This window comes from Methanocaldococcus bathoardescens (assembly GCF_000739065.1).
GTDB lineage: Archaea > AGJL01 > Methanococci > Methanococcales > Methanocaldococcaceae > Methanocaldococcus > Methanocaldococcus bathoardescens.
The window spans coordinates 956,094-971,714 of record NZ_CP009149.1 but is presented as its reverse complement, the minus strand read 5'-3'; the positions used below and the strand labels follow the sequence as shown (position 1 = coordinate 971,714).

Below are 15,621 nucleotides of genomic sequence, written 5' to 3'. Positions count from 1 at the left end.
AAATTTAATTGTAGTTTTGGGAATTATTCACCTTTATAAAACTTAGATAAATCAACATAATTTCTTACAGGTTTTGTTACCTCTCCATACAATCTTTTTATATCTTTAGCTTTTGATTTTTTAGCAGCTCCTTTCTCAGTTTTTATCTTTTTTAACCTAAAGAATCCATCGTTTATCCTATAAACTTTTTCTACTTCAAATTCAAAGTCATTTGGGATATAGATGTATATTCCATAAGTTTTACTTCCATCATTTACTGATATTCCCAATTTTTTTGGAATTGATAGTGATTTACCCCAAATAAATTTAATATCTTTACCCAAAGCGGATTTTACTGGTTCAGGTGTTTCAATTTTTGTTATCTCAATTTTTTCTCCATCAACTTCAATTGTATCTCCAACTTTGTAGGTTTCATCTTCAGGGATATTAATTATTTTAGATTCTGAGATATCATATCTACTTATAATTAACTTTGCTTGGCTTAACTTAACCTTATCAACAATCTCTCTTACGGCTCCACAGTTTGGACATCTAACTAAGTAATAGGCAGATTTGTTATAAATTTTTTTCTTCAATACTTCCTGCTCTTCAAACCCACAATTCTCGCATTCTATGTAGAGTTTTTCAGTCATCTTCAAAAACCTCTAAGTATTTTGTTTATTTTTTATTTTATTTTCTTCTTCTCCTTCTTCTTCTCTTGTCTTTTGGCTGAATTATTATTCTGTATTTTGGATTTGCCGCCTTTTCTAAAAACTCTTCGTATGTGAATGGTAATTTTGTATCGTCAGTTATAACTCCTCTGTTTTTGAGGTATTCTCTTGTCAATAAGTAGTAGATTAAAGCAACAGCCTTTTTACCTTTGTTGTTTGTAGGTATAACCAAGTCGATGAATGATGTCAAGTGCTCTGTATCACATAAACCAATGATAGGGACTCCAATTTCTGTTGCCTCTTTCAATGCCTGTCTATCAACTCTTGGGTCGCTGATAAATACAACCTCTGGCTCCATAAAGCCCTTATATGCAGGGTTTGTTAATGTTCCAGGGACAAATCTTCCTGGGATTGTTCTAATTCCAGTGTATTTTCCAAATTCTTCTAATGGTCCCATTGTGTAGATTCTTCTTGAAACAGCTAATATATCTTCTGGTTCATATCTTGCTAAGAATTTGGCAGCTATTCTTAATCTCTCATCTGTTTTTCTAACATCCAAAACATATAATCCATCGCTTCTTACTCTGTAAATAAATTTCTCCATGTCTTTTGTTTTTTGCTGAGTCCCTATGTGGATACCTGAAGCTAGGTATGTATCTAATGGCACTAACAGCTCTTTCTCACTCATATTTTCCACCTTTAAAAATAGTTGTTGTCTTTTCAAATATTGTCGGGGGTTTAAAAATTAGTGGTTGTTTCCCCTAAGAAGATAGAAAATGTAAAGATATATATAAATTTTTCTTAAGTTTCTAATTTACTTACCTCTTCTTCCATGAGCTCTTATACTTGGTCTAACTTTCTCAGCTCCAATACCCTTGTTTCTTAATCCTCTACCTTTCTTACCAGCTGATGTTAAACCTCTGAATGCTCTTCCTCTGTGTTTTCCAGTGCATAACCAGTTGAGTTGTGGGTCTGCTTTAATAGCTGGGTGGTATGGGTCAACTAATATGACCTCATACCACTTGTGTTTTCCATCCTCTCCAACCCAGTAGCTGTTTAAAACTTCCATGTTTGGATATCTTCTTGCTGCTCTCTCTTCAGCAATTCTTTGAATTGATTTACCCATTGTTATCTTATTAACCCCTAATGTAGCTGGCTTCTTTGAGTTCTTTGGTCTTGGTTTTCTTAAACCTCCTCTTCTAACTCTTACTCTGACAACAATGATTCCTTGTTTTGGTTTGTATCCTAAAGCTCTTGCTCTATCTAACCTTGTTGGCCTTTCAATTCTTACAACTGCTGGTTCTCTTCTCCACTGCTGTAACCTCTCCCATAACAACTGTCTAACGTAGCTCTCTTTTGGTCTTTTCCATGCATCTCTTATGTATTTGTAGATTCCCATTTTATCCCTCTTTTATGGGTTCAGCATTGCCGCCACATCCCCTTTATAATATCAAAGCTTTAGAGTAAATAACTATTAACAACTATTATATTAATTTAACGGTTACTTTGAAATGGTTAAAATAGGTTATATCTACATTAATACTTATATTTTGGTGAAATTTATGAAGAAAATGGAAACAAATAAAGGTATTATAGAAATCACATTTGAAGAAGAAAGAGAAATTCTAGAATTACCTCCAAAACCAGAGTTACCAAAATATTCTTCTCAGCTTATAAATCTTGCAAACCTATTTGCACAGGGAACTCGTCCAAAAGTTGTAGGTCAGATGAGTGAGTTGATTAAAGAATTTAGAAAAAGTGGTGGTAGAACATTTGAAGATTGGAAAAAGTGGTATTTACAAAAATATCCTAATGCGATTGATGAAGCTACTGAAAAATTTGGAACATGCTTAATAATTTTAAAGAAACCTTAGAACAGTTGGAAAGAAATGATGTAAGAAAGTGGGTTGAGGATTTGGTTCTTACAAAAACCTATGAAGGTCTTATGTTGCAGGATGCTATTTTGAAAAAAGTTTCAGGGGAACTTGGTGGAAATTATCGCCCTGCTACTATAGAAGAGGAAGCTAAGGGTATTGACGGAGTAATTATTATTGATGATAAAGAAATTCCTGTATCAATTAAATCTAAAACTTATGTCAATCAGGAAAAACACTTGTCTGAAGAACTTAGGGGACATTTAATTATTTATGAAAAGAAGAAAAATAAAATTATTGTTGATTACTCTAGGCTGTTAGATTTGATTGAAAATACAAGATAATATCATCCTATATTAGCTACGATAGACAAATTCTACATTGAAATCCATTCCAATTCTTTTTTGCTTAGTTCCAATTTTTTCTTCAATTATGGGTTTTAGGGATTTATCAATTTCATAACCAATAGAGTTTCTCTTTAATTCAATTGCCGCTTTTATTGTAGTTCCAGTCCCTAAAAAAGGGTCTAAAACAGTATCACCAATAATTGAAAACATTCTAATTAATCTCCTAGGAATTTCTTCTGGGAATGATGCTGTCCTTCTATTAAGCTTGTTATGTGTTTGTCTATCTCCAACAATCTCCCAAATCTGAGAAAACCACTTGTCCCTCTCTTCTTTAGTGTATGCACTCGCATATCTTAACGGGTCTTTTGGTTTAAACTTTCCTGGTTTTCCTTTCCTAAATATCAATATATACTCAACATCTAATGTCACATAAGCATTTGGTGGGAGAAATCCAGAACCTAAGAATGCATTTGGCTTGTTTGAAGGTTTTTTCCATAGTATATAGGGAAGGGTTACAAATCCAATCTTTTCAAAATTCTCAATAATTTTGGAATGATTTGGAAATAATCTAAAAACTCCGTTAATTTTTCTTGTAGCGTCCCCTATGTTAATGCATGCAATTCCTCCTGGAACTAAAACTCTATAAATTTCCTCCCAAACTGGATATAATGTTTGATGCATTAAATTATATATTTGCATGATTAATTTTTCTTTTTTCTCTTCATTTTCTTCATTTTCCATTTTTGTCCAAAGCTCGTTTATTTTTGGATTTAACATTTTAAACAAATTATCCCACATTTCTATCATTGGGTATGGGGGGAGGTAACAACTAAATGAACACTTTCGTCATCAATTTCATTCATTTTTCTTGAATCTCCAAAGATTATTTTATGATTAGTTATTATATCAATATTCATTACTTATCCCCTATTTCTTTCTTTATGGTAGTTGATATAATTGATTTTTCAGATAACCATGCTAAAACAATAGTTCTTACAATTTCAGCATCAGTTTGTCCCAAAATTCCCCTAAAATTTTCAATTAACTCCCACTGACTCTTGGTGAATGTAACCTGAACTCTCTTTATATCATCTTTTTCTCTTTGTGTCATAATATACTCACCTAAAACACATATCAAACACAAAATTATTTAAAGTTTATGTAATTGTTGTTATCTAAGCCACTATAATTTTTAAACTAAAAATCAAAAATAGCTGTAAATTTCATATCAATGAAGTTTAAATACTACAAATAAAAATTCTGCTTAGCTATGAGGAAAAGATTTTTATATTATTGGCTTATTATAGTCAATCATCAAATAAATTACACTTTAAAAATGCATTAAGTATAAAAGCCCAAAGGCTTTTATAAAGACCCTATTAGATAATAAAGTTTGATGATTGGCTATATTTTACTATCAGCAATATAAAGCTTAGCTTAAGAGGTGACTGTTATGGAATTACCACCACAAATTCAAGCACAATTAATGCAGTTACAACAATTACAGCAACAATTACAAATGATTTTAATGCAGAAGCAGAGCGTTGAAGCGGAATTAAAAGAAAGTAAAAAAGCTTTAGAAGAATTGGAAAAATCTGCAAGCGATGAGGTTTATAAGTTAGTTGGGGGATTATTTGTTAAAAGAAAAAAAGATGATGTTAAAAAAGAATTAGAAGAAAAAGTTGAAACATTAGAGTTGAGAGTAAAAACATTAGAGAAACAGGAAGAAAAATTACAATCAAGATTAAAAGAATTGCAGGAAAAATTACAAAAAATGATACCTGCAGCACAATAAATTAATTTTTCTTTATTTTTCCTTTTTAATTTTATTATTTTTGAAATTTTAAGCTTTTAAATTATTACTTGCTAATTTTATGGTGAGCAAAATGAAGTTATTAGATTATTTAAAAAGAGATGAGATTCTTTTTTTATGCCATCATAACGCAGACCCTGATGCAATAGGAAGTTGTGTAGCTTTAAAATATTTAGCATCCCAATTAAATCCAAATGGAAAGTTTAGAATTTCAGCAGATTCTGTTAGTAAGATTTCAAGGAACATTTTAAATGAAATTGGGGAAAAAGTAGATATTGAAGTTTATCCTAAACTACCAGAAACTGTGTTTATAGTTGATACTGCTTCAGTAAATCAATTAAAGGTTAATTTTAATGAATTAAAAGAGAGAGAAGTTATTTTAATAGACCACCATAAAAAAACTGATTTGGCAGATATATGTGAATATTACATAGTTAGGGAAGATTATCCATCAACATCCGAGATTATAGCAGAGATTTTTAAAGAATTAAATATCTTTCCACCAAAAAATGTTAGAATTGCCCTATTGTGTGGAATTGTTTATGATACAAAACATTTAAAGTTAGCTAACTCAAGAACATTTGAGTTAATAAGTTATTTAATAAAAGATATAAGTTTTCAGAAAATTTTGTATTTATTGTCTCAAGAAAGTGATTTTAGTAAGAGAACAGCCCACTTAAAGGCATGTAGTAGAATGGAAATTAGGGAATTTGATAAGCTTAAAATAGCTCTATCTCATGTTAGTTCTCATGAAGCTTCTTGTGCAAAAACTATAGTGAGTATAGGGGCAGATATAGCATTCGTTGTAGCTGTTAGGAAAAAAGAGGGAGAGATTAGAGTTAGTGCAAGATGTAGAAAACATGTTTCTAAGTATGTGCATTTAGGTAATTTGATGGAAAAAATTGGAAAAGAGTTGGGGGGAAGTGGAGGAGGACATAGTGAAGCTGGTGGGTTAAATGCTCCTTATGATAAGAGCAAAAGTAAAGAAAAAGTTATAAAAGAAGTTTTAGACCTTTGCTATAAAAGATTTGTAGAGGAATATAAAAAAGCAAAGAATCAAAGTTAATTAAAATGTAACTACGTTATCACTTTCCTTAACAAAAGCTATTAAGTCATGCATTGTAGCTAATTGAACTCCTTCAAGTAAATCTTCCTCTTTTAAACCTCTTGCTTTACAGCAAGGGCCACAAGCTTTAACTACTGCCCCAAGCTCAATAGCATTTTTTAACAACTCTAAATAATTAGGCATTTCTGATGGATTTTGTTCTTTTTTAGCAACATAAACCCCATTCTCAATTAAGAAGATATTTACTTTAATTCCTTCTAATAGGGCTGTTAATGCAAATCTTAATGCTGAATAAGCTCTCTCCTTACCATAAGGTGCTTCTGTAATAACTACAGTAAATTTCACGTTAATCACCAAAAATAATATTATTTATTTTTTAATAACAATTCTAAAACCGTTTTCTGTCTCTTCAGCAGAGACAACAGTATATCCGTTATTTTCAGCAAATCTTTTTATATTCTCTAATGCTGGTTTGTAATCCCCAACAACTTCCAATTCTTCTCCTTCATTTAATTCTTCTAAAGCTTTTTTTGTTTTTAAAACTGGAATTGGGCAGATATCTCCTGTAACATCAAGTTTTTTCATAACCTTCACCATAAAATTTTTAATAAAATTGATATTAACAAATGTATAAAAAATTAATCTGAAAAAATTTTAATTGCTTATTAGTTATTAGGTTTTTTAATATCAAATTTTGTAATGATAAATCATGACAATTTTATCTATAAAAATAGTCCAAACTACTCTCTTTTTTATTCTGTAAATTTTCGCTAATTTAAAATAAAATAGGTGCAACAGCTGATATTATGATTAATCCAGCTAATATATATCCCATAATTTTTGTTACTTCACTACCTGTGTATGACCTTGTTAAATCTTTCTTTATGTTTTCTAATTCTTCAAATTCTTCATCATTCACATGTAGATATTGCATCTTTGCATTCATAGTTTCACCTTTCATTACTTGCTGTCCTCACTTATATCATTGAAAAAAGTAATATATATGCTTTTTTGCTCATGAACAATCATGACAAATGTTTTTAATGAAAAATAATGACAGATTGTTTTTAATCTATAATGATAAATCATGACAAATTTAAATTTGTATAAAAATGTATATAAAAGAGTATGGAGCTAACTTTTGATAGATAAAAAAATAAAAAATAGGATTAAAGTTTAAAGAGATTAAAATTAATATTTACCGATAATTTTTCGATATTAATCCTCCTATTTTCTTTTTTATACCTTTCTTTTGCCAATTTAATTTCCTCCCTTAATTCAGACTCTAAATTATCAAGTTTATGCAACTCTCCATAATTTACCATAAATCTTGGTAATAAACCATAATTATGGAGATATACTCTAAGACGACGTTTATAAAATTCTGTCATTATTTCATTTGCTATTTCATCACTTATCCCATCTTTCATTTTTCTAAGTTTTTTAATTTTATTCTTAACGAATCTCTCCAAATAGTTTATACCATACTCACATCCATCATTAGATATATTCTGAAGCTCGTCAATACTTTCATTTTCAAAAGTTAAATGAGTATTGTTTCTCATTTAACCACCTAAATTCAAAAAAATAAAAGATGTTAATCCTTATCATTATAATATTTTTACTTACAAATATTTAAATAATTTATTATTAAATTATTAAATCCTTCTATACTTATAAAATATTCTACACGTTCCCTCGTCCGAGACCATACAACTTCCGACTGGATTTAATGGGGTGCAAACCTTACCAAACAATGGACAATCAGTTGGAAGCTTCTCTCCTCTCAAAATTTTATCACATATACAACCTTTTGGTATTTTTTCTTTAATTTCTGGAATATCTTCATGCTCGTAAATGTCAAATTTCTTATATTCTTTTCTTAATCCAAAGCCACCATTTTTAATAACTGGAAACCCTCTCCAAGGAATATCTACACTTTCAAAAACCTCGTTTATTATTTTTTGAGCTAAAACATTTCCTTCAGGTTTAACAGCTCTCATATATTCATTCTCAACCTTTGCCTCTCCATTGATAATTTGTTTTAAAATCATGATTATTGCCATTAAAACGTCTATTGGTTCAAAGCCAGCAACAACCATTGGGGCATTGTATTTTTTGCATGGTTCATAATATGGCTTTAAACCTGTAATTGTTGAAACATGTCCCGGGCAGATAAAAGCATCTAAATAAACCCCCTCACTCAACAAAAACTCCATAACTGGCGGGGTTTGTCTATGGCAGTTTAAAATGAAAAAGTTACCTATGTCTTTATTTTTTAGACTTATAAGCTCAGCCCCTGTTGTTGGAGCTGTAGTTTCAAAACCAATAGCCACAAAAACAAATTTTTTATCCTTCTCTTTTTTAGCCATTTTTACAGCTTCACTTATGCTATAAACAATTCTAACATCGCATCCTTCAGATTGTTTTTCCATTAAGCTCTTTTCACTTCCTGGCACTCTATACATATCACCAAGGGTTGTTATAACATAACCATTATCAGCCAAATATATGGCAGTATCAATTTCTTTTTGTGTTGTTACACATACAGGACAGCCAGGACCTGGAACAACAGAGATATTTTCTGGTAATACTTCCCTAATACCATATTTACAGATTGTATGCTCATGACTTCCACAAACATGCATAATTTTTAGATTATCAACCTTCTCAGCAAGTTTATTTATCTTATCTATAGCTTTTTTTATAAGGGCTCTATCATTTAAGTTAATCATTCTTTCCCTCTTTAACCTTTTAGATTTTTAATAACATCTATAATTCCTTCTATTGTGTATATCTTAGGAATTAATGGTTTAAAACCAAATTCCTCAATAACTTTGGCTGTTATTGGACCTATAGCCACTATATAATTATCTTTTATAATATTGGCAAATTCATCATCAACGTATTTAAAAAAGTTTTTAGCTGTTAATCCACTTGTAAATGTTAGAATAAATTCTTCATTCTTTATTTCTTCTTTTAATTTCTCAATCTTTTCTTTTAGATTTTCTGGCTCAATAGATTTATACACAAACAACAAATCAGCATTTAAGTTATTTTTTAAAACATCCCTTGTTGATGGTGTTGTAGGAATTAAAAATTTATCATCACTTTTAGCAACTTTTTTAATTTCCTCTAAAAGAGATTCTGCAGTATATTCTTTTGGTACTACATCTGGCTCTTTACCAAAATATTTTTTAAAAGTTTTTGCTGTTTTTTCTCCAATGACTGCAATTTTTTTATTTTTTACATCTTCTCTCTGATTTTCATCTATTATATTATACAATCCAATAACACCACTTGGTGAGGTAAAAGCTATCCAATTGTAATTATTTAAATTGACTTTTACATCTTTATTGTAAATGAGCTCTAAAGTTGGAAATATTATTGGTTCAAATCCCTCTTTTTTTAATAACTCAGCAAATACATTAGCTCTTTCCTTAGGTCTTGTTATTATAACCTTCATAATATCCCATTGCTTATTAAATTTAAATTTATTCCATTAAATTCTTGATAAACATAAATTTCATTTCCCATGTCAATTACATTACAATCAACTGCATCTGTTTTTTGTAATAATTCATTTTTAAGCTTTTCAGTATCAATTTCTCTGTTATCAGATTTTTTGAAAACGTATACAAGATAGGTTTTATTTGAGTTTAAATCATAGTATATGCCAATTACATAATCTTTCTTATATATAAGAACATCTTTATAATTTGATGGAACTGTGTTAATTAAATCATTTATCTCAGCTTTGCCCAAATCAAATTCATTAGGATTTTTTATTAAAACGCCATTATAATACTCAAAATTGCCAATTGGAATGTATTTGATTAAAAATCCAAGTGGCACTTTGATGCCAATACTTCCATGATTTCCTATATAAATACCATTAATAAAAATTAGGGTTTCTTTGTATATTGCTGGAATATTTTGAATATCGGCATTGTCTTTAAGTATCATAAGTGTTTTATAGTCTATATAAATAAATTCTTTGAACGGTGAGTTTTCTACAACTTCTTTAACGTCCTCTGCTCCTCCTATATTTGTACATAAATATAAACCTAAGATGGCTATGGGTAGTATATTTATTATCAAAAATAACACTATCTTTTTCATGTAATTCATATAATCACCTCACATCTTATAACAATTAAATATTTTGAAATTTGATATTCTAATATTTTGGTGATAACATGCTCAACTTAGAAAAAATAGAAAAATTGTTAGAAATTGGGGATTATGCAGATATAAGAATAAATTTTGGAGAGAGCAATTCAATAACTTTAAAAGATGGTAAAATAGAAGAAATTTCTTCAGGTTTTGGAAATGGTGTAGCTGTTAGAGTTTTATACAAAAATGGCTGGGGGTTTGTTACATCAAACATAGTAAATGAAGAAGAAATTGAAAAACTTATTGAAAAAGCTTATAAAATGGCTAAAATCTCAAATGAATATTCAGAAAAAGAGGTTATATTAAAAGATTATAAAGCAATAACTGATAATTACATAATGGTTGGAAAAATAAAGCCAACTGATGTAGATATTGAAGAAAAGAAAGAAATTATTATAGATACCTACAAAAATATGGTGGATGAAAAGATTAAAAGTATTTCTGTTAGCTATTCTGATGTATTTGGGAAAAAGATATTTTTGAATAGTGAAGGTTCAAGAATTGAAGGGAAAATAACAAGATGTATTATGTATATGAACTGTGTTGCTAAGGAAAATGGAAATTTGCAGTATGGAGCTGAGAGAACTGGTGGTTTTGGATTTGAGAAAATAAAAGATAATTATTTAAATTTAGCTTTAGAAGCAAAAAATAGGGCTTTAAGATTATTGAAAGCAAAACCTTGCCCAAAAGGTAAATTTAAGGTAATCTTAGACCCCGAATTAGCTGGAGTGTTTATACATGAAGCTGTAGGACATGCGGCAGAGGCAGATTTGGTTTTACAAAATGATAGTGTATTTAAAGATAAATTAAATAAAGAAGTTGGAAGCGAATATGTTACAGTTATAGATGACGCTACAATTAAAGATGCCTTTGGCTCTTATAAATATGATGATGAAGGAGTTGAAGGAAAAAGAACAGTTATCATTGAAAATGGAATTTTAAAAACATATATACATTCAAGAGAAACAGCTGGAAGAATGGATGCTGAGCTAACAGGGAATGGTAGAGCCGAGGGATTAAATAAACCAATTGTAAGGATGAGTAACACTTTCATAAAGCCAGGAGATTGGAGTTTTGAAGAGCTTTTGGAAGACACAAAGGAGGGAATATTTTTGAAAGGTTCAAGGGGAGGGCAGGTTGATACTGGTAAAGGTCTTTTCCAATTTAGTGCCGTTGAAGCATATTTAATTGAAAATGGTGAGCTAACTCAGATTTTAAAAGATGCTGGATTGAGTGGGGAGATTTTAGATATTTTATTTAAAGTTGATGCTGTTACAAAGGACTTTGAGCTAAGTGTTGGTTACTGTGGAAAATATGGGCAGAGTGTTCCAGTTGGTGATGGAGGAGGATGTGTTAGGACAATAGCAACTGTTTCTTAATAGGACTTTCGCAGTTTATATATTCAAATAAGAAATTTTGATGCCAAAGGCATCATATATACAATAGAACATTTAATTCCTGCGAAAGTCCTATTAAATTTTTATCTAATTTTTTTAAAATTTAAACTTTAATCTATACATTTAAATTTATAGATTCTAAGTAAAATAAAAAATAAAAAATTTTATTTAGGATTTAAGGGGATTTAGAATTCGCTGTCGTCGCCTCCTGGTTCTCCTCCTTCTCCTTTGTCTTCTTTAACTTTCTCAGCAGCTATGACGTCATCAATTCTTAAGAGCATGACTGATGCTTCTGTAGCTGAGTCAATTGCTTGTGTCTTGACTTTCAATGGTTCAACAACTCCTTTTTCTAACATGTTGACTACTTCTCCTTCGAAGACGTCTAATCCACAAACTTCTCCGCCTTCTTTCTCGTGAGCAGCTCTTAACTTAACGAGCATGTCAATTGGGTCTAATCCTGAGTTCTCAGCTAATGTTCTTGGAATGACTTCTAATGCATCAGCGAATGCTTTAACTGCTAACTGCTCTCTTCCAGCAACTGTTTCAGCGAATTTTCTTAATCTCTTAGCTAATTCTATTTCAGTTGCTCCTCCACCAGCAACAATCTTACCTTCTTCTAATGCACACTTAACAACTCCAATTGCATCATCAATTGCTCTTGCAACTTCTTCAACAACGTGCTCTGTTGAACCTCTTGCTAAGATTGTTACAGCTTTTGGATGCTTGCACTGCTCGACGAATATCATTGCATCTCCAGCAACTTTTCTCTCTTCAACTAATCCAGCTTCTCCAAGGTCTTCTGGTGTTAAGTCATCAATGTTTGTGACGATTCTTGCTCCTGTAGCTTTAGCTAATTTCTCCATGTCTGATTTCTTAACTCTTCTTACTGCTAATATTCCTTTCTTAGCTAAATAGTGCTGAGCTAAGTCATCAATTCCTTTCTGACAGAATACTACATTAGCTCCTGTAGCAGCTATTTTCTCAACCATGTCTTTAATCATTTTCTCTTCTTGCTCAATGAACTCCATTAACTTAGCTGGGTCAGTAATTCTTATTTCTGCATCTGTTTCTGTTTCTTTAACTTCAATTGGGCAGTTTAATAATGCAATCTTAGCATTTTCAACTTTCTTTGGCATTTGTGGGTTGACTCTCTCTTTGTCAATGACAACTCCTCTAATTAATGTGGTCTCTTCAATTGGAGCTCCTTCTTTCTTCTCAACTTTAATTAAGTCTTTGTCAACTTTTCCAGTTTCTTCATCAACAACAGCTCTAACAGCTTCAACAACAATTTCAGCTAACTGTTCTCTTGCTTTCTCTGCTCCTTTACCAGTAATTGATGTCATTGCAATTTTCTTTAACATCTCTGTGTCGTCAGCTTTTACTTCTTTAGCTATAGTTTTTAATTCTTCAACTGCTTTGTTTCTTGCCATTTCGTATCCATTAATGATGACTGATGGGTGGATGTTTTGGTCTAATAATTCTTCAGCTTTTCTTAATAATTCCCCAGCAATAACAACTGCTGTTGTTGTACCATCTCCAACTTCTTTCTCTTGTGTTTTAGCAACTTCTATTAACATCTTAGCAGCTGGGTGCTCAACACTCATTTCTTTTAATATTGTAACCCCATCGTTTGTAACAACTATATCTCCTAACTCATCAACTAACATTTTGTCCATTCCTTTTGGACCTAATGTTGTTCTAACTGTCTCAGCGATAATTCTACCTGCTAATATGTTCATTCTTTGAGCATCTCTTCCAACGTATCTCTTAACGTTTTGTGGTAATACTACTATTGGTGTCCCTGCCATTGCCATCCTCATCACCTCAATCTGTTACCTTATTCGGTATGTATATGTTAATGAAATTCTATATAAATCTTTCGGTTATGTTTGTGGTTGATTCAATAGCAATATCTATAAATATAAAAATTTTGTGATATCAAATAAAACTGTATTGATGAAACAAAGATTTATAAGATATATGCCTCACTATTACTTAACAAATTTAATTTAACAAAAATTATAAGGATGATAGAAATGTTCCAAAAACCAAGAGGAACAAGGGATTTTTTACCAGAAGAAATGAAAAAAAGAAGATTTATTGAAAATAAGTTGAGAGAAGTATTTGAGAGGTATGGATATAGAGAGATATTAACACCAACATTTGAAAGTTTTGAGTTAATAGCTAAAAAAACAGGAGAAGAGATTAGAAAGCAGTTGTATGTATTTAAAGACCATGGTGGAAGAGAAATGGCTTTAAGGCCAGAGATGACATCCCCAGTTGTTAGATTCTATTTAAATGAATTGAAGAATTTACAGAAGCCGTTGAGGTTGTATTATTTCGCTAATTGTTTTAGATATGAGAGACCCCAGGCAGGGAGGTTTAGAGAGTTTTGGCAGATGGGCTGTGAGTTAATAGGTTGTGAAAGCCCATTGGCAGATGCTGAGGTTTTGAATTTAGCGATGGATGGATTGATAAATATTGGTTTAGATTTTGATGTTCATATAGGGCATTTGGGAGTTTTAAAAGGTGTTTTAGAGAAATTTAATGTTAGTGAGGAAGAGGAGGTTAAAATAAGAAGATTGATTGATAAAGAAGATTATGAAAGCTTAGAAACCTACTTAATTCAAATCTTAGGGGAAGAAAAGAAGGAGCTAATATTTGATATATTAAAATTTAAAGGAGGAAAAGAGATTTTAGATGAACTAAAAGAGATACTAAAAGAATTTCCAAAATCTATAGAGGCAATAAATAACTTAGAAGAGATTTTAGAATTTGTTATTCATGATAAATACACAATAAACCTTGGAATTGCGAGAGGTTTAGATTACTACACAGGAATGGTATTTGAGATATATGGAAAGAAAGGAGCTAAGCAAATATGTGGTGGAGGAAGATATGATAATTTAATAGAGACATTTGGAGGAGAACCAACACCAGCTGTTGGTTTTGCCTATGGATTTGATAGAATTATGATGAATATTGAAGATTTGGATATTGAAGAAGAGAGCATTTTAATAATCCCAGTAAAAAAAGATAAGGAATTAATTAAAAAATCATTAATTATAGCTGATAAGTTAAGAAAGGCAGGAAAAATAGTGGAACTTGAAATTATGGGAAGAAAGTTAAGAAAAGCATTGGATTATGCAAACTCAAGGGGCTTTAAAAAAGTGATTATTGTAGGAGAAAAAGAGCTAAGTGAAGGAAATGTAACTTTAAAGGACATGATTACAGGAGAGCAGAAATTAATCAGCATAGATGAATTAACAAATCCCTAATTCTACAATTTTATTTTTAGGATATTTTTAGGAGATGTTTATGGTAAAGATAACAATACTATCCCCAGAAGGAAAAAGTTGCAGTGTATGGAGCTTAAAAAATGAGATTGAAAAATTAGGAGCTAAATGCGATATATTTTTATTATCACACCCAGAAACTTTAATGAGTTATGATTTTAAATTAGAAACTGACTTAATTCACTCAAGATGTGGAATAGGAGATTATTTTGATAGATTAACACTCTACTCTTGGCAGTTCATAAATGCATTGGAAGTTGAGGGGTGTAAATTTATAAACCCAATTAAAACTCTCTACCTTACATCAGATAAATTCAAATGTATAAAATTACTTGCAAAAAATAAAATAAAGACACCAAAAACAGCATTAATTAGGGATTACGAGGATGCAGTTAAATTTATTGAAAAATATAATTTAAAATTTCCAGTAGTTATAAAAAATTCCTTCTCAAAATGTGGTTTAAAGGTATTTATGGCAAAAAATTACGATGAGCTAAGAGAACTTACAAAAAATGCAATATGGGAAGGGAAGATTATACAGGAGTTTATTGATTTTAAAGAAAATGGCTTATATAAGGATATGAGAATATTAGTTGTTGATGGAGAGGTTGTAGGTGGATATAGGAGAGTTAGTAAAGATTTTAGAACAAACCTTTATTTAGGAAATTCTGTTGAAAAATTAAATATAGATGAAGAACTTGAAGAGTTAGCTTTAAAATGTGCTGATTTATCTGAAGCAGTAATTTTGGGAGTAGATATATTACCAACAAAAGACAGTTATTATGTTATAGAGCTCAACTCATCCCCAGGAACTAAGGGCTTTAGAAATATAGGGATAAATGCAGACAAAAAAATAGCTGAGGCATTAGTTAGATATGCGAAACGATAAGTTGTGTCTTCCAAATTGTTTATTAATATATTAATTTTGATGAAACCAAAGCATTAGCTTGGGCTATAAAAACTCTTAAGAGTTTTTATTAACTTTTTCAAAAAGCTTCAGTA

General features: G+C 30.6%; 18 protein-coding genes and 1 pseudogene. 6 read left to right on the top strand and 13 right to left on the bottom strand.

The window, feature by feature from the left end; translation table 11 throughout:
• Positions 1–23: 23 nt before the first annotated feature.
• From JH146_RS04955 to JH146_RS04945, 3 genes are all read right to left on the bottom strand, one after another.
• The gene (locus JH146_RS04955) at positions 24–632 is read right to left on the bottom strand and encodes an HVO_0476 family zinc finger protein (protein ID WP_048201962.1); all 609 of its coding nucleotides are present in this window, start codon (positions 630–632) and stop codon (positions 24–26) included.
• A 37-nt stretch (positions 633–669) separates the two neighbouring features.
• The gene (rpsB, locus tag JH146_RS04950) at positions 670–1,338 is read right to left on the bottom strand and encodes a 30S ribosomal protein S2 (protein ID WP_048201961.1); all 669 of its coding nucleotides are present in this window, start codon (positions 1,336–1,338) and stop codon (positions 670–672) included.
• A 126-nt stretch (positions 1,339–1,464) separates the two neighbouring features.
• On the bottom strand, positions 1,465–2,049 hold the full coding sequence (locus JH146_RS04945) for a 50S ribosomal protein L15e (RefSeq protein ID WP_048201960.1): 585 nt from the start codon (positions 2,047–2,049) through the stop codon (positions 1,465–1,467).
• A gap of 112 nt (positions 2,050–2,161) precedes the next feature.
• On the opposite strand from JH146_RS04945, the pseudogene JH146_RS08925 reads away from it, so the two are divergent.
• Positions 2,162–2,868 (top strand): annotated as a pseudogene (locus tag JH146_RS08925) (MjaI family restriction endonuclease).
• Positions 2,869–2,880: 12 nt separating this feature from the next.
• Here the strand turns inward: JH146_RS08925 and JH146_RS04935 are convergent.
• Positions 2,881–3,648: a DNA-methyltransferase gene (locus JH146_RS04935; RefSeq protein WP_236953692.1), complete on the bottom strand. Its 768-nt coding sequence runs from the start codon at positions 3,646–3,648 to the stop codon at positions 2,881–2,883.
• 139 nt (positions 3,649–3,787) lie between these two features.
• Positions 3,788–3,982: a hypothetical protein gene (locus tag JH146_RS04930; protein WP_048201959.1), complete on the bottom strand. Its 195-nt coding sequence runs from the start codon at positions 3,980–3,982 to the stop codon at positions 3,788–3,790.
• A 342-nt stretch (positions 3,983–4,324) separates the two neighbouring features.
• Here JH146_RS04930 and JH146_RS04925 point away from each other — a divergent pair, with 342 nt between their 5' ends.
• A complete protein-coding gene (locus JH146_RS04925; RefSeq protein WP_048201958.1) occupies positions 4,325–4,666 on the top strand; it encodes a prefoldin subunit beta in 342 nt (113 codons plus the stop codon).
• Positions 4,667–4,757: 91 nt separating this feature from the next.
• Positions 4,758–5,750, top strand: a complete 993-nt coding sequence (locus JH146_RS04920) for a DHH family phosphoesterase (RefSeq protein WP_048201957.1) — start codon at positions 4,758–4,760, stop codon at positions 5,748–5,750.
• Here JH146_RS04920 and JH146_RS04915 read toward each other — a convergent pair whose 3' ends face one another.
• The 7 genes from JH146_RS04915 to JH146_RS04890 form a co-directional block, all read right to left on the bottom strand.
• Positions 5,751–6,095, bottom strand: a complete 345-nt coding sequence (locus tag JH146_RS04915) for a DsrE/DsrF/TusD sulfur relay family protein (RefSeq protein ID WP_048201956.1) — start codon at positions 6,093–6,095, stop codon at positions 5,751–5,753. It abuts the gene before it with no gap.
• Between the two features lie 24 nt (positions 6,096–6,119).
• Entirely contained in the window at positions 6,120–6,335 is a 216-nt protein-coding gene (locus tag JH146_RS04910; protein ID WP_048201955.1) for a sulfurtransferase TusA family protein, read from the bottom strand.
• A gap of 190 nt (positions 6,336–6,525) precedes the next feature.
• Positions 6,526–6,696, bottom strand: a complete 171-nt coding sequence (locus JH146_RS08710) for a hypothetical protein (RefSeq protein ID WP_173400821.1) — start codon at positions 6,694–6,696, stop codon at positions 6,526–6,528.
• Positions 6,697–6,919: 223 nt separating this feature from the next.
• Complete coding sequence (locus JH146_RS04905) at positions 6,920–7,315, bottom strand: hypothetical protein (protein WP_048201954.1); 396 nt, start codon at positions 7,313–7,315, stop codon at positions 6,920–6,922.
• Between the two features lie 93 nt (positions 7,316–7,408).
• Positions 7,409–8,485: a hydrogenase formation protein HypD gene (gene hypD / locus JH146_RS04900; RefSeq protein ID WP_048201953.1), complete on the bottom strand. Its 1,077-nt coding sequence runs from the start codon at positions 8,483–8,485 to the stop codon at positions 7,409–7,411.
• Positions 8,486–8,496: 11 nt separating this feature from the next.
• A complete protein-coding gene (locus JH146_RS04895; RefSeq protein ID WP_048201952.1) occupies positions 8,497–9,216 on the bottom strand; it encodes a uroporphyrinogen-III synthase in 720 nt (239 codons plus the stop codon).
• Positions 9,213–9,881 carry a hypothetical protein gene (locus JH146_RS04890; RefSeq protein ID WP_236953650.1) on the bottom strand — a complete coding sequence of 223 codons (669 nt, stop codon included), beginning with the start codon at positions 9,879–9,881 and terminating at the stop codon, positions 9,213–9,215. Before JH146_RS04890 ends, JH146_RS04895 begins: the two co-directional genes overlap by 4 nt.
• A 68-nt stretch (positions 9,882–9,949) precedes the next feature.
• Between JH146_RS04890 and JH146_RS04885 the strand changes: the two genes are divergently transcribed.
• Positions 9,950–11,305: a TldD/PmbA family protein gene (locus tag JH146_RS04885; RefSeq protein WP_048201951.1), complete on the top strand. Its 1,356-nt coding sequence runs from the start codon at positions 9,950–9,952 to the stop codon at positions 11,303–11,305.
• Between the two features lie 203 nt (positions 11,306–11,508).
• Here JH146_RS04885 and thsA read toward each other — a convergent pair whose 3' ends face one another.
• Complete coding sequence (gene thsA, locus JH146_RS04880; protein ID WP_048201950.1) at positions 11,509–13,137, bottom strand: thermosome subunit alpha; 1,629 nt, start codon at positions 13,135–13,137, stop codon at positions 11,509–11,511.
• Between the two features lie 222 nt (positions 13,138–13,359).
• On the opposite strand from thsA, the gene hisS reads away from it, so the two are divergent.
• Both hisS and cofF read left to right on the top strand, forming a co-directional pair.
• The gene (gene hisS / locus JH146_RS04875) at positions 13,360–14,601 is read left to right on the top strand and encodes a histidine--tRNA ligase (protein ID WP_048201949.1); all 1,242 of its coding nucleotides are present in this window, start codon (positions 13,360–13,362) and stop codon (positions 14,599–14,601) included.
• Positions 14,602–14,641: 40 nt separating this feature from the next.
• On the top strand, positions 14,642–15,508 hold the full coding sequence (gene cofF, locus JH146_RS04870; RefSeq protein WP_048201948.1) for a coenzyme gamma-F420-2:alpha-L-glutamate ligase: 867 nt from the start codon (positions 14,642–14,644) through the stop codon (positions 15,506–15,508).
• The last annotated feature ends 113 nt before the right edge of the window (positions 15,509–15,621 follow it).